Below are 18,906 nucleotides of genomic sequence, written 5' to 3'. Positions count from 1 at the left end.
TCAGGAGGAACGTGTGAAAAAGTCGATTTTACTTGTTGCCATGTTACTGTTCATCTTTGCCCTGCCTCTCCTTGCGGCAGAGGAAGGTGCCGCTGCAAACCAGGGCGTTAAGTGGGGTGCTCTTGCTGCCGCCTTTGCCATCGGCGTTGCCGCCTTTGGCGGAGCCCTTGGGCAGGCTCGTGCCATCTCCTCCGCATGTGAGGGTATGGCGCGGAACCCGGGTGCTGCAGGACCGATCCGTATCGCTCTTCTTCTTGGTCTTGCCTTTATTGAATCCCTGGTTATTTACGCTCTGTTGATCGCCTTTGTGATCAAGTAAGAATTTCTGTACCCTTTTTGACCGCATCTTGAAAGGAAGGCGCTGCCTTCCTTTTTTTTGTTCCGATCCTCAGGAGGGACACCGCGGGAAGTGCCTGTCACTTCTCCGGGACAACCAGGGACGCAGGATCACTGAAAAACCTGGCATGAATTTTGCTCTTTACCTGGATGCCATGAAAACACGAACACTCCAATCCGCCCAGAAGGAAGAATTCGAGGAACGAATTTTGAATTACGTCGACATCCTGTACTCCACGGCTCTCCGCCTTACCCGCAACCCCCAGGATGCCCAGGATCTGGTTCAGGAAACGTCGCTTCGCGCCTTTCGGTATCGGCACAGGTTTCAGGATGGTACCAATTTCAAGGCCTGGCTCTTCACAATCCTGCGAAACACCTTCATCAACGAGTATCGGCGAAGGCGAAGAATTCCGGATCTCGTGGATCTTGAGGATGTGAAAGATTTTCTGTCATCCGGAGATACGCCGGAGGAGCGTGCTTTGCACGGCACCCTCCCCGATAGCGTGCATCAGGCCTTTTTGACTCTTCCGGAAGATTATCGCTTCGTGGTCATCCTGGCCGATCTGGAGGGACTCACGTACCGTGAAATTGCCGGTATACTCGGTGTTCCGATGGGAACCGTAATGTCCCGTCTCTACCGGGGGCGAAAGATGCTGGAACAGGTTCTCTTCGATTATGGAAGATCGAGAGGTTACCTGAAAGACGTACGTCCGGAGAGGATCAGAAATCAGGATCTTTTGGCTGAGTGTGCCTGATTCTGAAGATCTTATTTCTAAATTTGAGATTGAAAATCTATTCCTTTCCTTGACCCCGGGAGCTGCTCAAGAGTATAATCAATCTACCTGATCGACTGATATCCAAACCGTTTCAGGCACGGGGACTATGATTCTATCGAAGAACAGACACAAGAAAAAGTGGGATTTTGAAGCCAATGTCCTGCCCTATGTGGATTCGCTCTATTCCACGGCATATCGACTGACTCGAAACCAGGAAGACGCGGAAGATCTGGTTCAGGAAGCTTATTACAAGGCATACCGGTATTACGATAAGTTCGAGGAAGGTACAAATTTCAAAGCCTGGCTTTTCAAGATTCTCAAAAACACATTCATCAACGAATATCGAAAAAGAAAGTCAACACCGCAAAATGTAGAATTCGGCGAGATTGAAGAATCTCTTGAATCTCTTATTAAGGGAGAACCCTCATCGAATCCTGAACTTGAGTTTTTAGAAACCCTTGTGGATGAAGATGTGCAGAATGCCCTGGGCAATCTTCCCGATGAGTACCGACTGGTTGTTCTTCTTGCAGATATTGAAGATTTTTCCTATAAGGAAATTGCTCAGATTCTTGAAGTCCCCCTCGGTACGGTCATGTCCCGTTTGTACAGGGGACGGAAAATGCTGGAAAAGACGCTCCTCGATTTTGCCCGTCACCATGGATATTTGAGGGATCGCGAACCTGCGAAACTCAGGGATAAAGATCTGATTGACGATGAACCAACCTGACCCTTGCCATGTCGTACTTTGATCCATACCCGTCCAGGAGGTTTCCCAAGCCATGAAATCAATTGTGACTCTTGCCCTTCTCTCCGCTCTCCTCACATCCTGTGCCGCAGCGGTTGTCGGGGTGATCGGGGTTACCGGAGGGTACCTCTTTGTCAACGGTCAGCTGAAGGAAACGGTGCCGGCTCCTCTTCCCGCCGTTCATGCAGCGGTCAAATCGTCCTTTATCGCACTGGGATTTCATGAAACCCGGGAAGTCGCTGACAAGCTAAAAGGAAAGCTCCAGGCTGAGATGGCCGACGGTACGAGAATCTATATCTGGCTGAAGGCCACAGATATGGACCAGACCGAGGTGTCCATCCGTGTCGGGTATATGGGGGACAGGGAACTCTCCATTCAGATTCTGAAACAGATCAAATCCCGGCTGTGAACCTCCAGTTCCGATCTCTTCTGCCTGGAGATCTCGATACACTTTTCGATCTCTGGTCCATGACCGATCTCCCGATTCGACCGGGAGGCAGGGAGGATCGAGCAAGGCTTTGTTCCCAGATGGAAGATCCGCGGTCTCTTTTTCTGGGCGCCTTCCATGAATCGGCCCTGGTGGGTGCCGTACTGGTGACCCACGATGGAAGAAAAGGCTGGATAAACCGGCTGGCGGTCCACCCGGACCACCGTCACCATGGAGTGGCGCGTCTTCTCATGCGGGAAGCGGAAAGATTTCTTCTCCATGAGGGAATCGGAATCGTTGCCGGACTGATCGAGGAGGACAACCATCCGTCCCGGGCACTCTTTTCCTCCGAGGGGTATGAAGAAGTCACGGAAATTCTCTATTACCGAAAACACCTGATCCAGGGATCCTAGGCTGTGGAAGGCATGCGTCTCGACACCTGGTTGAATATTGCCTGTCTCTTCAAGACTCGATCCCAGGCCGCCCGGGCCATCGATCTGGGACGGGTCAGGGTCAGGGGAGAAAGGGTCAAACCCCACCGAACGGTACAAATCGGAGATCGTCTGGAAATTGACCGCGGAGAGGCCGTCCAGCACGTTGTGATCCGCGAAGTTACGGAAGGTAATGTATCCCGAAAGGATGCCCGCAGGCTCTATGAAGACGTTACACCGGAGCCGACTCAGGAGGAGCTTGAAATTCGACGCGTGGATCGGATGATGCGCCTCCGGTACGAAGGGAAGGGGAGGCCTTCACGAAAAGATCTGGAACGCCTGCGGAAGATAAAGGGAACGACCTGAACCTGGAGACGTCGTCAGGGAAGAAGACGGGAGCGGAATGCCGAAAGGTGGAGACGGTTTAGAAGTGATTTCAAGACAGTCTGACTTCCCTCGAGAAAGTTCTTATACGCCATTCTGCCTGAGATGACCTGACGTGCGAAAGTTCCAAGAGCCTTCAGGTTTCGTTGAAGCAGCGTCAGGTGGAATTCCTCCTCCAACGCTGAATCCCATGTACCCAGGTTACACTGTTCCGTGATTTCCCGGATCCAATCCCAGCGACTCTTTTCAGGAAAAGACAGAGCTGCACGTTCATGAAGAAGGGAAACCAGATCATACCCGCGCGGACCGAGGCGGGCGTCCTGAACATCCACGACAAGAGCTGTCTGTGCAGGAGAAACGAGAATATTGTTGGCATGAAAGTCCCGATGGAGAAATCTTCGCGGAAACCGGGCCACGGTTTCCGCCAGGTCTGTAAAGAAAGTTTCAACCTCTGAACTGGCTGTGTTCCCGAGAAATTGTCTGATGTACCATCGCAGGGTCATCGTCAATTCCTGCTGGAAGAGTGTGGAATCAAAGGGCGGGTTGATCGTGGAAATCTCCCCTGGAAGGGCCTGGATCGAAGGAATCAATCCTGCTGAACGAATGAGGAGGCTGTGACCTTTCTCTCCGGATTCAGCCATGTATGCGGCAAGGTCCATGGTCCCGCCGTCTTCCATAAGGAACCATGATGGTCCCCGAAAAAGGACGGAAGGAGAGAGCCCGGCCAGGGCAAAGGAGGTCATCATGGTAAAGTCCCGATCCAGGATCGCGCGTTCCGTATCGGAGGGATAGACCATCAGAACACGTGTGATGGAGGATAGATAGATTCGGAAGAACCTGCGGATTGAAACGTCGGGAGCAATCGTTTCCATCTGGAGTATCGATTCTCCGAGGCGGGTTTGAAGTTCCTCCCATTGAGGGAGTGTCAGAATATCCGCAGGGGCCGGTTCCATTCTTCCCTATTGTATACTAGGAAAAACCCTGTGCGAGGTGCCGTCGTGAACCGATCCTCACCCTCTTCCCTGCTCCTGATTCATATTGCGTTCCTCATCTCCTGCATCATTTACGTCGCAGTAGGCTGGATCCTGTCATCGGGACAGAACCTTCCCAGGCCCGTGATACCGCCCGGGGCCGCGATGCTGGCACTTCTCCCGGGGGTCGGAATGGCCTTGATCGGAATTGCCTTTTTTCGAAAAGTGACTGCAAATCAGGGCGAGGCGGTCATGAATCATATCATCGGGTGTGCCCTTGTAGAGGGACTGGCGATCAACGGGCTGATCGTTTCCGTTCTTTCCGGAGGTGAAATGGCTCCGCTCTGGACCGGTGCGGGTCTTGCCTTTTTCGTTATGGTTCTGAATTTCCCGCGTCCACTGGATTCGTCACCGCAACAGTACGAATAAGGAGATTCGACTTCCCTCCCTCTTCCTCTATCTCAAGGACGACGGTTCTGGAAGAGAGGCTCTCACCTGCCCCCCTGAGATAAAGAGAGAATCCCGCCTGCTCAAATCCGACCATGTCAGGATGGACGGAGCGAAGATCATCCCTGCATCCCCTCCATTGCGCTTTGACTGCATGACGTCCCGGATAGTTCAGAGCGCGAACTTCTACCGGACCCCTTCGTCCCAGAGCCCAACCCTGAACCGTAATTCCGACCCCCCCGGGACCGGGAGTGATGGAGTCGACATAGCCCAGAGGGAGGACGGAAATAAATTCCCCCGTGAATGGTGCGACGGTGAGAGGCCCGGGAATGAGAGTCACACTGGATGTTTTCTTTGAGATGGTCAGTACGTTCGTTCCGAAATGAACGATCGATTCCGGTACCCTGAATCGAATTGGATCGTTCCAGCCATACTCCAGGATCCGGGCGACGGAGGTTCCATTCCAGGACAGATCAAGGGGGGGCGGGTTCGAGCTGCCGTCAAGAAGAAGGGTCAGGGATAATTCGGCACGATGGGCAAGGGGAAGAAAGATCTTTGCGTTCTTTCCCTGAAGTCTGGGTTCATTCCGGAAGGAAAATCCCTTGATAAAATAGATTTTCTGTTCCGGCAGCCATGGATCCAGTCCAGGCCCATCCGAGTTGAAATCGCGGTTGAGAATTTTCCCCACAAAACGGTCATAGACGCTCAGGGGGACACCGTGACGGAGGGCAAAAACTGCCGATGCAGGGAAAGAGAAAGGGTTTCCTACCCTCCTGTAAAGATCTTCCATGACCGGTTCATAGAGTTCGGGAAAGGTGACGACCTGATTGTGGGGAATTCTTCCACGAACATAAAGGCGATCCATGGTGAGCTGAACTACGATCAGGGTTCCCACCAGAACGGAAGCCAGGGTGATGGCAACTTTTTGGGGAGAGCGTATCGCCAGACGGGAGAACCTGTGAAGGATCTCCGCAAGTCCAAACGCAGAGAAGAAGGTAAGATCGACCCACCGGCGGGCTCCCAGGGCGCTTCCGGCCCACCAGTCTGATGGAAGACCGGACACGATAATCGATCCGAGAAAGAAGATCAGAGCACAGCGCAGAAAGAGATCCCTTCGGAACGACAGGACGACCAGGCCAATGATGGATAGCCAGAGGATAGGAGACCAGGTCAGAGCCCCGTGGCGCGATGAAAAGATCGAGTTGAAGATGCCAGGGAAATGAGTCGTCATGTAGGACGACCCCTGGGGAATCAGAAAGGCGTGACCATAAGCCCATTTCCAATAAAGAAGAAGGGGCGAGATCGTTACGGCTCCGGCAAGGCCGAACAGGAGGGGACGTTTCAGGGTCCGGTCCTTCAACAGGAGTGCCAGACCGAAGATGGGGAAGAGGAGACCATTGGGAAACTTTGTCAGGGTTGCCAGTCCCGCGATCCCTCCCAGAAGGAGAGGTCTTGGCGGGTCTTTCAGGGCGAAGTAGAAAAAGAGGGTGATGCAAAAGGCCGAAGGGACGTGAGCGTAAGAGGGTTCAATGACAGCATAATGAAAAAATGGAGTGGCCAGCGCTGCGCCTGCGACGCCGAGTGCGGCCCACACGGCACCATAACGCTGCCTCAGGTAAAAGAATGTCATCGCGGCCAGGAGGAGAGCCAGGACGACGGTGCCAATCATGACACGACTCTGGAACGCAAAGGCGAAGGGATCGATGGACGGATCTCCGGAAATAAGGAAAACCAGTCTTGTGAAAAGGTAGAAGGGAGCCCACAGAATGGCGGAACCGGGTGGGAAGGGATTCGCAATCGCAGCTCCATAGGGGTCACCGTACCTTTCATACTGGTTGGAAAAATCCAGATCTCCGTCCTCGAAGAGAGAAACGAGAAAGAGGTAGTGATAGTGGCCGTCCCCCAGGACTTCATAGACGATATGATTCGCCCCGGCAAAGAGAAACCCGAAGGCGATCAGGCAACAGAGCGTCATGGCGACCATCTTCCCTTTCAGGAATGCGGGTATCGATATGTTCACGGTATTTCCCTCCAGATGTGCGATCGGGAATGGAATAGGTCCCCTGGAATCCGGATAAGAATCCTTCCTTTCACTGTAGATAACCCAGGGAGCGTAGCGTGGCCTGTGTCTCTTCATCCGGAGGAGGCGAGGTTCCTCCGTCAAACCGGGGTGGAACAATGGATGCAGATGTATGGAAGCGAATCAGCAGGGAACGCAGGATGTTCTGCTTCTTCACGGATAGATCGGTTTCCTGGTAAGGATCCGTCTTAAGATGATAAAGTTCGAATGTAAGATCGGGTGACAGGAGCAGAGACCAGCACGGAGTCCGAAAACCAAGCCATGGATGGTTCCCGGCACTTCGCATCAGGCAGGAATAGGAATTGCGTTCCGGCAGGGGATCCTGAAGGATATTTCTTCCATCCGTTCCCGGAAGGGGAGGAAGTCCGGCCGCGGCCGCCAGTGTCGCGGAGAGGTCCAGAGTGCTGACAAGATCATCGCTGAAAGACGGTTCCGATCGTTCCTGATCGGGAACACGGATGATAAGGGGGATGTGGATCATCTCTTCATAGAGGGTGGTATTGTGTTCGGTGGAGCCGTGCTCAAAAAAGGCTTCTCCATGGTCTGCGGTCAGGACGGTCAGGGTGGTTTTTGCAAGGCCTCTGGATTCGAGAGTGGAGAGAAGGGTTCCTACCGCGGCATCCGCCCAGTGGAGATTCCCATCATAGAGAGAGATAATCCGTTCCTTTTCTTCCTTTGAAAGGATCTTTCTTCCCTGCGCGATGGCTTCCAGTGTTGGCCGGTCACCGGTCAGGGTTCCCTGAAAATCAGGCGACCCAAAGAGGTCATGCTCCGGAGGTGGGCTGTAGGGTGAATGGGGTGGGACCATGTGGATCAGGAGAAAAAAGGGAGAGGGTGACTTCCGGGTATCGATCCATTGTTCCACCTCCCGGCATAACAGCCCGGGGTCATGGCCATTCAGCCCCCCCTGACCCTTCCACACTTCATAAAACCTATCAAATCCTTGGCCAAACCCTTTGGAAGGCGAATTGTTGGGTGTTGAGGAAAAAGCGACGGTTTCGTAACCTGCATGATGCAGGTACTCGGCGATCGTAAGGGCTTCTGATGAGAGACGATCAGATAGATCGACCACGCCGTGCGTGAAAAAGGACAAGCCCGTTACGATCGTTGCAACAGAATTTACTGTGTAAGGAGCCGTGGCCACCGCGTTGGTGAAGATTCTGGATTTCCCTGCCCATGCGTCAATATGGGGTGTTGTGTCCTTCGGGTAACCGTAGATCCCCATATGGTCCGGACGGGCAGCGTCCAAGAGGATCATCACCAGGTTTGGAGATCCGGAAAGGTTTTTCGCTGATGATCCACGCTCTTCCTGTGCGGGTTTTCTATCCCGGTATCGGAGGATAAAGTTGCCGAGGCGGATCGGATCATGCGTACGATGATCCGCACGCAGAGATACGGTGCAGGGATGTTCAGAAAAGGCGCCCAGTTCGATTCTGGCCTCCGGAAGGGATCGGGAGTTTTTGGATGGTTGAGACACGGGAATCGTTGCGTTCTTTCTTGCACCGGTTTCTTCGTCAAAGAGGACCATCGATAAGGCCGAAGGGGATTCAGTGCCATCTGATACGACCGTGCATGTGATATGGGCGACTTCTGGAATCGAATCCAGGCTGAAGCTCAACGTCTCTCCCGGATTCAGAGAGACGAACTCACCATCGAACCGTGAGGTAGGATTTATATAGAGTGAATTTGCCGCTTCCTGAAGGTCTTCCGGAAGGAGTCCAAACCGTGCGAAGGCAACGGAGAGAGGTCGTGAGTCCTTGTTCTCCCCCACCTCTTTCGGGGAGATGGCGTATCGAAAGTTCAATGTCAGTTCGTTTTTCCCTCTTTGAAACGCCCTTCGGGGAATGGGGATAGAGTAATCACGCATCTCCTCCTGGAGAGAAACCGTTTCACTCCTGTATCCATTTATCTCAATCTGAAGGGTCTGGGGAGAGGTTCCGGGCACGTTCCGCATCGGCCGGCATCGAAACCAGAAGTATTGCGGTTCCGGTCTGGAAAGGTAGAAGGATACCGTGGATCTTGTTCCAAGAGCCCAGATACCCCAATCGGTTCTTTGCGCCCATCCGGCATCGAGATGCAGCGGTGGGGGATAGGGAATGGAATAATTTCCCCTGATCCTGAAGATTCCTTCCGAATCAAAAACGGCGACGGGATGGTCCGGGTAGATTAAACCTGTCAGTACATTATGTTTCAGGGAGCGCTGCTTCCTGGGAACGGGGTGAAAGGGATAAAAATGCCACACGGACAGGATGACGGCGACGCCGATAAGAAGGAGAATGAGAACCTGAATCGACCGGGCGACAGGTCGAGATCGAGCGTGTACCGTTACCATGGAATCGGATCCTGAATGTCGATGATACCTGAGTGTAGACCACGTCGCGGGCGAAGTCAAAAGGTTATCTGAAGACCACTTGACCATCCTGCTATAATCGTCCGGTGGAATCCCTGAAACGTTACCTTGGCTGGATCGCCGTCTTCGTTCTCCTGTACTTTTTCCTGACGTCCATCGATCTCATCGGCGTGGCCTTCAAGCTCTTCGGGAAGGATTTCGCCCTTGGCCTGATCAAGAGTACCAGCAATCCCTTTGTGGCCCTCTTTGTCGGCCTGCTTTCGACCAGTATCATTCAGAGTTCCTCCACAACGACATCCATAACCGTGGGTCTCGTGGCCGCGGGTGTTCTTCCCATCGAGAACGCGATTCCCATCGTGATGGGCGCCAATATCGGCACCTCCGTGACCAACATGCTGGTCTCCCTGGGGCACATCACGCGTTCCGACGAATTTGAGCGAGCCTTCTCCGGCGCCATTATTCATGATTTTTTCAACCTGATCACCGCCTTTGTTCTTTTGCCAGTGGAACTGGCCACAGGGTACCTCCAGAGAACCGCGGAATGCATCTCCAAGCTTCTGGTGGGCGTGGGAGGTGGGACAACCCACCAGAGTCCCCTGAAGCTGATCGTCAAACCTGTGGCCCATGGTGTGGAGAAGCTCTTTGTCGACATCATGGGGATCCATGCGCGCCCGGCAGGCATCCTGATCCTGATCCTCAGCCTGGTTACGCTTTTCTTCAGCCTCTTCTTCCTGGTCCGTCTCATGAAAATCCTGATGATGAATCGTCTCGAGATCGTCTTTGACCGGTACATCGCGAGAAACGACGTCATCGCCTTTGTCATGGGCCTGTCGTTCACCGTCCTTGTCCAGAGCTCCTCGGTGACGACCAGCCTCCTCGTCCCCCTCCTGGCGGCGGGTGTCCTCACACTGGAGCAGGCCTTCCCCATGACGCTCGGTGCCAACCTGGGCACCACGATTACTGCCCTTCTTGCCTCCATGGTCGGAAACGTACAAGGGCTCACCATCGCCATCGTCCACCTTCTCTTCAATATCAGCGGAATTCTTCTGATCTACCCCATTCGGCCCATCCGCAGGATTCCAATTGCGATGGCCCGGTGGATGGGCTATCACGGAACCCGGAAGAAGTGGATCGTCGCTGTATTCATTCTCGGTGTCTTTTTCATTATTCCCGGTCTGCTGATCCTGATCAGCTACAATCTCTAAGGAGCCTCCCATGTGGACCAAGCTTTTCCAGACCTATCGAAGCAACCAGATTCTGAAGAACCTCGTTGAAGATCACGCACGGATCCTCGAAGACAGCAAGTCGATGTACGTTAAGGTCCTGACTCTTCTTTACGAAAAGGGAGACATCAGCCACGCCCATGACTTTATCTACGAAACGGACAAGCGGATCAACCGTTCGGTCCAGGATGTCCGGCGACGCCTGATCGAGCACCTCTCCCTGACCGGTATCGTCGACCTTCCTGCGTCCCTGATCCTGATGAGTGTCCTGAAGGACGCGGAACGGGTCGGGGATTACTGCAAAAATCTCTATGAAGTCGCTCAGCGCCTGGATCAGAGCAGGCACGTTTCTGAATACTGGGATCAGATCAAAACTCTGCAGTACGACGTGGTTCCGATGTTTGACGATGTGAAAAAAGCCTTCATGATCAGCGATAAGGAACTTGCCCAGAAGCAGATGGATCGAATGCGGGACATTACCAAGCGGAGTGACGGACTTATCGACCAGCTCTACAAGACCGACATGCCGGCCAATCCCGCCATCGGGTACGCTCTGCTGACCCGGTACTGCAAGCGTGTCTCCTCCCATCTGGGCAATATCGCCACGGCGGTGGTGGTTCCCCTCCCGATGCTGGACTTCCTGGACGAACCCAGGGATAAGAAATAGCTCTTCAATCCCGGAGAGGTTTCAACCCTGGCGTTTCAGGAATCGACGTCCGATGAACGTTGCAATTCCGGCAACGGCGATCCCTGCCAGACCATCCACAACATAATGGTACCCTGTCAGGACACTTCCGGCGAAAAATAGAAGCGTAAGTCCGCCGAAGAAATAGACGAGCCCTCGAAAAAGTCTTGGGCTCCAGAGTGTGTAAATCGTGAAAACGGCTACATGGAGGCTGGGAAGGGCGGCCATACCGAAGTACCGAATCACGATGTCATAGTTTCCCTGGATAATCGAAGACGTCTCCAGGTACAGCTGTTTCTGAATGGAAACGGTCAGGGTCATGAAGCGTAAAAGACCGGCATATCGTTCGGGTTCCACAAAGACAGGTCCCCAGGAGGGGATGAGAATATAGATGGCCAGCCCAATCTGCCACATGGTCACATAGGCATCCATGAAGGCGATCCGCTCTCTTCCCCGCAGGAGGGCCAGAAAGAGGATGAGGGATCCCCACACCAGAAAGAAATAGAACCCGCTGTACAAAAGATCCATCAGCCGAATCGAGGTCGGTGAAGCAAAGATCGCGGAAACCAGATCCACGCCGTCTCTTCCCGCCAGGAGGACACGATCCGCCTGCGACAGAAAAGAATCGAAGGTTCTGGAATGGATCAGCGGGATGTAGACTTTGAGACAGAAATGGGCCGTCTCCATGAGACTGAAGGCAAGGGAAATCCTCACCAGGTCTCCCCAGGTTCTGCCCCGGATCAGGTCGCTTTCTTGGAGAGCTTCAACAAAGGTCTGATTTTGACCGCGGCGAAGGGAGCGGAACGCGACAGTGAGAAGCAGGAGAATGAGGGACAGGGCAATAATTCTCACAAAGAGCCAGAGAGTTCCCAGAGTCACAAGGTAAAAGGGACCCCGGACCGGCGAGAGGATGAAGAATAGAATCAAGAAGAGGCCGGATGCGATCGAAACCCATTCGAAGAGATAGAGCGATGACAGACCGCGGAGCCGCATGGCCATGAAACGGATTACTTCGATCCTGTCAGGACTCTGTCTTTGTTACAAGCCGATTGAGCTCCCCGGTAAGCATATCCCTGTGGACCGTGAACGTGAGCATCTTCAGCCGGACATAGTCGTCCCGGTAAAAGTAATAGCCTTCGTGGGGTCCCCACCGGGAAGACCGGCCCGAATCCTTGATTAAAAACCAGTCGTGGTCCCCGATGCGGGTGTATCCCACCAGATGGATCCCGTGATCATCTTCCGTCGTGTTGTTGGCAATCCGGAATTCGCGGCTGGTCTGGTTGATGTAGGACTGGGGAATATCGAAGGACGGAATAAAGGCGACCTCATCCATTCCGGAATAGGCCGGTTCAGAGACATCTCCGCCAATGGCCACGGAATAGCCGTTTTCGATCGACCGGCGAATGGCTGCGTAGAAGGTGTCCAGGGGAAGGTTGAGGTAATCCTCCGAGTGCCACCAGTTGTCCGGGGCCTCAAACTTCGCACGGGTCCAGAAGGGATACCGCAGGGTGGACATGACTTCCACATAGGCGTCCAGATCCAGCTTGAGGTAGTCCTTCAGGAATGATAGGGGCGTCCAGGTCTTACCGTCGTAGGTAAAGGTTTCCGGCGGAGGCCCAAGGGTCTCGTTGAGGTACACGCGAACGACCGAAACGACCTCCTCTTCATTCCAGTAATCATGTTCCTTGACGTAATCCAGATAGGCCTCAATTTTGTCAAAGAGAACGGAGTGGTCGTGACGTCCGTTTTCCGCGAGTACGCCGGGATAGGCCTGCAGAGGAACGATCCCGTATGCTTTCCATATCCGGGGGACCGCATTGCCTTCCGACCCTTCCCCAAGATAGGTGTTTCCCCGGGTCTGCACGAAGGAACGCACCTTTTCCACATATTCGTAATAGGCTGTGTAGATTTCGGAAAGCTTGACCGATTTTCCCGTCAGACGATGCACTTCCGATTCAAAGTACGATGTTGTGGAAAACGACCAGCAGGTTCCGGTCAGGTACTGGGCGACGGGAGGATTGTGCCAGACCTTCGTGAAGTCTTCCAGGGACGCCGGGCGCTCCATTTCCCCGATGACGGCCTTAAACTGTGGCATGTCCTCCTTTTCTTTTTTCTTCCGCTCCTTCCACTCAGACTGGATTTCCTCGGTCCTTGCTTCAGCTTCCTTTTTTTTCTCCTTATTGGCCTCCTTTATCTCCTCCAGCACCTTGTCTTTGATCCTGGGAACATAGGCTCCAGGATCCTCTGGCTGTACAGGGGTTTGTGCGGGCAGTATGGAAACGAAAACGAGCAAAAGAGAGAACGAAAGAAAGGTACGCATCGGTCTTCCTCCTAGGGATTGTCCGGGGATTCCCGAAACCGGGATCCCGTCACGATTCCATGGTAGCACCGACGAGGTCGATGGTCCACCGCTGCGACATCCGATTGGAAGCCGGATCATGTACGGTTTCTGACAAAGTCGATTCCCCATCTGTGACCATCCGGGTCGGAGGGTGATGGAAGGCGGAAGGATAAATGATATAAATTCAGTAGTTTGTAGAGTTTTTACGGAACGTAATCTGTCCATGGTTGTATTGACTTGGGTGGGGGTATAGGGTAGGATAGGTTCTTGTGAACGCGCTCACATCGGACTACGGGGCTCTTGTCGTTATGTTGCTGATCACTACGATAATGGGGATCAGTATGATTGTGATGTCCCATCTCCTTGGTCGGAAACGACCTCATAAGCGTAAACTCGAGCCCTTTGAATGCGGCATGCCCCTTCTGGATACGGTGAAAAAGCGGATTTCCGTGAAGTTTTTTATCGTAGCCGTCCTCTTTATCGTCTTTGATGTCGAGGCTGCCCTTCTCTATCCCTGGGCACTCACAAGCCGGGGCGCTCCGATGTTCATGGTTGCCGCGGTGGGTCTCTTTGTTGCTTTCGTGGCTCTCGTATTTGTCTATCTCTGGAAGGAGGGAGCCTTTACGTGGGAGAAATGAAGCGCCATTTTCCGCCGGAGATGGAATCAGATGTACAGGAGATTTTTTCCCGTTATCCCACCCGGGAAGGTGCGCTGTTACCCCTCCTCCACCTGGCCCAGAAAACCTGGAGCTATATCGATCGGGAAACCATGGACTATCTGGCTGAACTGGTGGGAATTCCTCCGGCAAAAGTCTACGGGGTCGCTTCCTTTTATACAATGTACCATCGTAAGAAACCCGGAAAGACGCACATCCGGGTCTGCACCAATATCTCCTGCATGCTGAAGGGAGCCGATAATCTCCTGGCGGCGCTGGAGACCCAGCTGGGGATCCGTGCGGGAGAAACCACAGCCGATGGAAGGTTTTCCCTGGAAGAGGCTGAGTGTCTTGGAGCCTGCGACCGTGCTCCCGTTTTCATGGTGAACGATGACTATGAGGGTCCGGTTGACCATCTCCTCCTTGCAAAAATTCTTTCGGGAGAACCTTCGTGATCGTGGAGCCGATTCTGACCCGTGCCGTCGGTGTGGAGGGGGGGCACCTCCTGTCCAGTTATCTGGAACGGGGAGGGTACCAGGGACTGAAAAAAGCCCTGTCCATGACCCCGGATTCCATTATCGACGAGGTAAAGCGGTCGGGGCTTCGTGGTCGGGGCGGCGCTGGATTCCCGTGCGGCCTCAAGTGGAGCTTCGTACCGAAAGATCACCCAAAACCGAAATACGTCGTCTGTAATGCGGACGAGGGAGAACCCGGAACCTTTAAGGACAAAGTGATCCTGGAATGTGATCCTCACATGCTCCTGGAAGGAATGGCGATCGCCTGCCTTTCCATTGGGGCTGAAGCCGGATACATTTACGTTCGGGGTGAGTTTGTCCGGGCCATCAAGATCCTTGAAAAAGCGGTCAGGGAAGCCCGCAGGGACGGATATCTGGGGCGTAATGTGATGGGGAGTGGAAAGAAGATTGACATCTTTGTTCATTCCGGCGCCGGGGCCTATATCTGTGGGGAAGAAACGGGTCTTCTGGAATCGCTTGCCGGTCACCGGGGCCATCCCCGGCTCAAGCCTCCCTTCCCCGCCGTCGTGGGTGCCTTTGACAGCCCCACGATCCTGAACAACGTGGAAACACTTGCCTGTGTGCCCCATATCATTACCCGGGGTGCGGACTGGTTTACTTCGATCGGGCCAAACCCTAAAAATACCGGAACCAAGCTCTTTGCCGTTTCAGGACATGTGCGGAAGCCCGGGGTATATGAACTTCCCATGGGCTATAACCTGAAGGACCTGATTGAAAAGGTCTGTGGAGGTATTCCCGATGGTCGTTCCATTAAGGCGGTGATTCCCGGTGGGAGCTCGGCACCTCCTTTGAAACCTGAGGAGATCGATGTCTCTCTTGACTTCGATACGCTTGCTGCCATGGGTACGATGCTGGGGTCGGGCGCCGTCATTGTTGTGGATGACTCCGTCTGCATGGTGAAGCTCACCCAGCGCATCACCCGCTTTTATGCCCATGAGTCATGCGGCCAGTGCAGTCCCTGCAGAGAGGGCACGCACTGGCTCGATCTGATCATGAAACGGATCGAGGAAGGCAACGGCCGTGAGGGGGATCTGGAACTCATTCTTGACATCTGCCAGGGAATGATGGGGACAACCATCTGTGTCCTCTCCGATGCCTGCGCCATGCCCGTCAAGGCCTTTGTGGAAAAGTACCGGGATGAATTTGAAGCTCATATATCCCGGGGCCGATGTCCCATGAGAGGCACCCATGGTTAAGCTGACTATGGATGGAAGAGACGTGGAGGTCAGGGAGGGTTTGAACCTGATCGAAGCCGCGCGGTCCGTTGGCATCGAGATTCCCTATTTTTGTTATCACCCGGGATTACGGGTCGTGGGACAGTGCCGAATCTGTCTCGTGGAGATTGAAGGGATCCCCAAGCTTCAGGCTGCCTGTGCCACGCCGGTCCGGGAAGGAATGGTCGTCTTTACCGACAATGACCGGGTCCGAAAGCTCCGTTCCCAGGTGATGGAATTTCTTCTGATCAATCACCCGCTGGATTGCCCGATCTGTGATCAGGCAGGGGAATGTGACCTGCAGGATTTCTGCGAGGCGCATTCCTTTCCCAAAAGCCGGTACACCGAGGCCAAGCGGGTAAACCCGAAGCTGGAACGACGAAAGATCGGACCTCACGTCTTCCAGAACATGAACCGCTGCATCCACTGTTCCCGCTGCATTCGATTCTGCGAGGAGATTGCCGGGACGGGAGAGCTGACCTTTGCGGAGCGCGGGTATAAAATGGTCATCGATACCCACGATGGAAGGCCTCTGGAGAACCCGTGGTCGGCCTGCACGGCTGATATCTGCCCTGTGGGGGCCCTGACAGTCTACGATTTCCGGTTTCATGAACGATCGTGGAACCTGACGTCTACCCCTTCCATCTGCCCCCATTGCGGGAATGGATGTGCCATCCGATTGGAGCACCGCAGCGGTTCGGTAAAACGATTCCTTCCCGCGGCCAATCCGTTGATCAACCATCACTGGCTCTGTGACTTCGGACGTTTCTCCTATGACTGGATGAACGGGGGAGATATTTTTGAACCGATGCAGGGAGGAGAACCCGTTCCCTGGACCGATGCCCTGAAGGAAATTGCCGGGAAACTCTCCTCCGACAACCGAACCGTGGCCGTCATTACTCCATTCCAGTCCTGCGAGGAGATGGCACTTTTGAAGACAATCGCGGACACGGTCATGATTCGCCGGGCTCCGGGAGAGGAACGGAAGATCAAGAATGAGCAGGGCCACTGGATGGTCTCCCACAACGCCGGCCCCAATACACAGGGTGCGGCAGCTCTGGGGATTTCCCTTTTTGATGCATACCCGGCCGATGCCCGTGTTCTCTTCCTGTCGGAAAATCTCTTTCCGGCTCCCCTCACGGAAGAGGAAGTCAGATCCATTCCCTCGGATGCCTTCGTGATTGCGGAAACCCGTCACCGGGGTCCGCTGGCGAAACGGGCTGACATCGTCCTTCCCGGCCATCTCTTCCACGAGAAGGAAGGAACGTACCTGAACGACCACAGGATCCTTCAGCATGTTCGTCCTTCCATTCAGCCCGCGGCAGGCACGAGAGGGCTTTTGAGTTATGGAAGTGAGATACTGGCCGGGATGGGAAAAGAATGTCCCGGGCCTGCGGCCGAAGCCATCTTCCAGACCATCGAGGCGTTTCAGGGTTTGACCTACGCCGATCTGCCTTCCCGGCTGGAGAAGATTCGTGGTTGAACTCCTCATTCTCCTTGTCAAGGTTGGAGTTCTGATTGGCGGAATGCTGACGATTGTTGCCGTCATGTCCTGGGTTGAACGCCGGGGAAGCGCCATGATCCAGGATCGCCTGGGTCCCAACCGAGTCGGCCCATTTGGTCTCTTTCAGCCCGTTGCCGATGGCCTTAAATTTATCTTCAAGGAAGAGATTATTCCCTCGGAAGCCCATAAGTTTTACTTCCTTCTCTCTCCTCTGCTCGTCTTTGTGCCGGCGCTCACCGCCTTTGCCTTCATCCCCTTTGGTTCTTCCCTCCCTGTCCTGGGAAGGGATGTGCCCCTGATTATTTCCGACGTGAGTGTCGGAATGCTGCTGATCCTGGGCCTTTCCGGCCTCTCGGTTTACGGACTGGTTCTTGCCGGCTGGGCCTCATCCAATAAATATTCGTTCATGGGCGGGATCCGATCCTCGGCCCAGATGATCTCCTATGAACTCGCCATGACGCTGAGCGTCCTCACGGTTCTGATGACCACGGGGAGTTTCAGGCTCACGGAAGTTGTCTCCTCCCAGCAGGGTACTCTATTCGGATTTCTGCCGAACTGGAATGTCTTCCCCCAGTTTATCGGGTTCTGCGTCTTCCTGGTGACCGCCTTTGCCGAGACCAACCGTCTTCCCTTCGATCTTCCAGAAGCGGAGGCGGAGCTTGTCGCCGGCTATTTCACGGAATACTCATCGATGAAATTTGCCCTCTTCTATCTGGGGGAATACGCGCACATGATCACCGCGTCGGCACTGATCGTCACCCTCTACTTTGGCGGGTGGCAGCTTCCCTACGGCCACCCTGAGGGCATGCTTGGCGGGATATTGTCTCTGGCCGTATTTGCTGTCAAGACATCCTTTTTCCTCTGGTTCTTTGTCTGGGTCCGGTGGACCCTTCCCCGATTCCGCTATGATCAGCTCATGAAAATGGGCTGGACGCTCTTCATTCCGCTGGCCTTTCTCAACTTTCTCGTGGTCAGCGCTCTCCTGATCCTGGGGGTGATCTGATGCTGCCGGTGATTCTCTTTTACACCATGGCCTTCATTGCCCTCCTCTTTTCGATGGTGGTGATCCTCCACAAGAATCCCGTGACCTCCGCCATGAGCCTGGTTGTCCTGGTCTGTTCCCTTGCCGTCATCTTCTTCCAGCTGGATGCACCTTTCATCGCAGCCATTCAGATCGTCGTTTACGCCGGGGCCATTATCGTCCTCTTTCTCTTCGTCATTATGCTATTAAACCTCCGGGCAGAGGTGGAAGAGCCGGAAGATCGCCCCCTTCAGAAATATCTATCCTACATTTCCTTTTTTGCTTTTCTTGTGGTGATTTCAGGCGTTGTTCGCCTGACCACCTTTCTTCCCGAGCGACCCATGGTTCCCGATCCTCTGCGTGATCTTGCCTATTCGCTCTTTTCCACCTATCTCTTTCCCTTCGAGGCCGTCACCGTTCTTCTCATGGCGGCCGTTGTGGGAGCCTTTATCCTGACAAGGAAGGAGTGGTCATGATTGTTCCCATCCAGCATATCCTGATCCTGGCCGTGGCCCTCTTTTCCATCGGTGCTCTGGGTTTTCTGACCCGGAAGAGCGCCATCCATATGTTTCTTTCCGTGGAGATCATGCTGAATGCGGGAAATCTGGCCTTTCTTGGATTTGCCCGCCAGCTTGGGGATCTCCAGGGTCAGATCTTCACGCTGTTCACAATCGCCATTGCCGCTGCTGAGGCGGCCGTTGGTCTCGCGATCTTCATCGTCCTCTTCCGAAGGATCAAGACGGTGAATGTTGATCGAGCCAATATCCTGAGGTGGTAAG

The 18,906-nt window shown here is 54.0% G+C and carries 21 protein-coding genes; 16 read left to right on the top strand and 5 right to left on the bottom strand.

Going from position 1 to position 18,906, the window contains the following annotated elements; genetic code table 11:
• Positions 1 to 13 precede the first annotated feature (13 nt).
• The 6 genes from PLD04_06230 to PLD04_06205 all read left to right on the top strand — a co-directional run bounded on the left by PLD04_06230 (position 14) and on the right by PLD04_06205 (position 3,081).
• A complete protein-coding gene (locus PLD04_06230; protein ID HXK67923.1) occupies positions 14 to 319 on the top strand; it encodes an ATP synthase F0 subunit C in 306 nt (101 codons plus the stop codon).
• A gap of 172 nt (positions 320 to 491) precedes the next feature.
• Positions 492 to 1,091, top strand: coding sequence for a sigma-70 family RNA polymerase sigma factor (locus PLD04_06225; protein ID HXK67922.1), 600 nt, complete (start codon positions 492 to 494; stop codon positions 1,089 to 1,091).
• 127 nt (positions 1,092 to 1,218) lie between these two features.
• Positions 1,219 to 1,839 carry a sigma-70 family RNA polymerase sigma factor gene (locus PLD04_06220; protein HXK67921.1) on the top strand — a complete coding sequence of 207 codons (621 nt, stop codon included), beginning with the start codon at positions 1,219 to 1,221 and terminating at the stop codon, positions 1,837 to 1,839.
• A 52-nt stretch (positions 1,840 to 1,891) separates the two neighbouring features.
• Positions 1,892 to 2,266, top strand: a complete 375-nt coding sequence (locus PLD04_06215; GenBank protein ID HXK67920.1) for a DUF3568 family protein — start codon at positions 1,892 to 1,894, stop codon at positions 2,264 to 2,266.
• A complete protein-coding gene (locus tag PLD04_06210) occupies positions 2,263 to 2,697 on the top strand; it encodes a GNAT family N-acetyltransferase (GenBank protein ID HXK67919.1) in 435 nt (144 codons plus the stop codon). Before PLD04_06215 ends, PLD04_06210 begins: the two co-directional genes overlap by 4 nt.
• Before the next feature lie 12 nt (positions 2,698 to 2,709).
• Entirely contained in the window at positions 2,710 to 3,081 is a 372-nt protein-coding gene (locus tag PLD04_06205) for a S4 domain-containing protein (GenBank protein ID HXK67918.1), read from the top strand.
• Positions 3,082 to 3,095: 14 nt separating this feature from the next.
• Here the strand turns inward: PLD04_06205 and PLD04_06200 are convergent, their stop codons facing one another.
• Positions 3,096 to 4,052, bottom strand: coding sequence for a phosphotransferase (locus PLD04_06200; protein ID HXK67917.1), 957 nt, complete (start codon positions 4,050 to 4,052; stop codon positions 3,096 to 3,098).
• Between the two features lie 30 nt (positions 4,053 to 4,082).
• Between PLD04_06200 and PLD04_06195 the strand changes: the two genes are divergently transcribed.
• Positions 4,083 to 4,499 (top strand): hypothetical protein, encoded by a 417-nt coding sequence (locus PLD04_06195; protein ID HXK67916.1) that lies wholly within the window; start codon positions 4,083 to 4,085, stop codon positions 4,497 to 4,499.
• Here the strand turns inward: PLD04_06195 and PLD04_06190 are convergent.
• The gene (locus PLD04_06190; protein HXK67915.1) at positions 4,444 to 6,537 is read right to left on the bottom strand and encodes a hypothetical protein; all 2,094 of its coding nucleotides are present in this window, start codon (positions 6,535 to 6,537) and stop codon (positions 4,444 to 4,446) included. The genes PLD04_06195 and PLD04_06190 overlap by 56 nt on opposite strands.
• A gap of 70 nt (positions 6,538 to 6,607) precedes the next feature.
• A complete protein-coding gene (locus tag PLD04_06185; protein HXK67914.1) occupies positions 6,608 to 8,929 on the bottom strand; it encodes a sulfatase in 2,322 nt (773 codons plus the stop codon).
• Positions 8,930 to 9,033: 104 nt separating this feature from the next.
• Here PLD04_06185 and PLD04_06180 point away from each other — a divergent pair, with 104 nt between their 5' ends.
• Positions 9,034 to 10,152, top strand: a complete 1,119-nt coding sequence (locus PLD04_06180) for a Na/Pi symporter (GenBank protein HXK67913.1) — start codon at positions 9,034 to 9,036, stop codon at positions 10,150 to 10,152.
• Between the two features lie 10 nt (positions 10,153 to 10,162).
• Positions 10,163 to 10,837 carry a PhoU domain-containing protein gene (locus tag PLD04_06175; protein ID HXK67912.1) on the top strand — a complete coding sequence of 225 codons (675 nt, stop codon included), beginning with the start codon at positions 10,163 to 10,165 and terminating at the stop codon, positions 10,835 to 10,837.
• 21 nt (positions 10,838 to 10,858) lie between these two features.
• Here PLD04_06175 and PLD04_06170 read toward each other — a convergent pair whose 3' ends face one another.
• Positions 10,859 to 11,854: a phosphatase PAP2 family protein gene (locus PLD04_06170; protein ID HXK67911.1), complete on the bottom strand. Its 996-nt coding sequence runs from the start codon at positions 11,852 to 11,854 to the stop codon at positions 10,859 to 10,861.
• A 22-nt stretch (positions 11,855 to 11,876) separates the two neighbouring features.
• Complete coding sequence (locus tag PLD04_06165; GenBank protein HXK67910.1) at positions 11,877 to 13,175, bottom strand: C1 family peptidase; 1,299 nt, start codon at positions 13,173 to 13,175, stop codon at positions 11,877 to 11,879.
• A 290-nt stretch (positions 13,176 to 13,465) separates the two neighbouring features.
• Between PLD04_06165 and PLD04_06160 the strand changes: the two genes are divergently transcribed.
• The 7 genes from PLD04_06160 to nuoK are packed head-to-tail and all read left to right on the top strand — an operon-like array spanning position 13,466 to position 18,905.
• The gene (locus tag PLD04_06160) at positions 13,466 to 13,834 is read left to right on the top strand and encodes an NADH-quinone oxidoreductase subunit A (GenBank protein HXK67909.1); all 369 of its coding nucleotides are present in this window, start codon (positions 13,466 to 13,468) and stop codon (positions 13,832 to 13,834) included.
• Positions 13,831 to 14,307 (top strand): NAD(P)H-dependent oxidoreductase subunit E, encoded by a 477-nt coding sequence (locus PLD04_06155; protein ID HXK67908.1) that lies wholly within the window; start codon positions 13,831 to 13,833, stop codon positions 14,305 to 14,307. Before PLD04_06160 ends, PLD04_06155 begins: the two co-directional genes overlap by 4 nt.
• Positions 14,307 to 15,584, top strand: a complete 1,278-nt coding sequence (gene nuoF / locus PLD04_06150; GenBank protein HXK67907.1) for an NADH-quinone oxidoreductase subunit NuoF — start codon at positions 14,307 to 14,309, stop codon at positions 15,582 to 15,584. The genes PLD04_06155 and nuoF overlap by 1 nt, the downstream gene beginning before the upstream one ends.
• Positions 15,577 to 17,085: a 2Fe-2S iron-sulfur cluster-binding protein gene (locus tag PLD04_06145; GenBank protein ID HXK67906.1), complete on the top strand. Its 1,509-nt coding sequence runs from the start codon at positions 15,577 to 15,579 to the stop codon at positions 17,083 to 17,085. Before nuoF ends, PLD04_06145 begins: the two co-directional genes overlap by 8 nt.
• Complete coding sequence (gene nuoH, locus PLD04_06140) at positions 17,078 to 18,109, top strand: NADH-quinone oxidoreductase subunit NuoH (GenBank protein ID HXK67905.1); 1,032 nt, start codon at positions 17,078 to 17,080, stop codon at positions 18,107 to 18,109. The genes PLD04_06145 and nuoH overlap by 8 nt, the downstream gene beginning before the upstream one ends.
• On the top strand, positions 18,109 to 18,603 hold the full coding sequence (locus tag PLD04_06135) for an NADH-quinone oxidoreductase subunit J (protein HXK67904.1): 495 nt from the start codon (positions 18,109 to 18,111) through the stop codon (positions 18,601 to 18,603). Before nuoH ends, PLD04_06135 begins: the two co-directional genes overlap by 1 nt.
• A complete protein-coding gene (gene nuoK / locus PLD04_06130) occupies positions 18,600 to 18,905 on the top strand; it encodes an NADH-quinone oxidoreductase subunit NuoK (protein HXK67903.1) in 306 nt (101 codons plus the stop codon). The genes PLD04_06135 and nuoK overlap by 4 nt, the downstream gene beginning before the upstream one ends.
• Position 18,906: the final 1 nt, after the last annotated feature.

This window comes from Thermoanaerobaculia bacterium, assembly GCA_035593605.1.
Classification (GTDB): Bacteria; Acidobacteriota; Thermoanaerobaculia; order UBA2201; family DAOSWS01; genus DAOSWS01.
The sequence above is the reverse complement of the archived record's forward strand: the minus strand, read 5'-3'. Positions and strand labels throughout refer to the sequence as shown.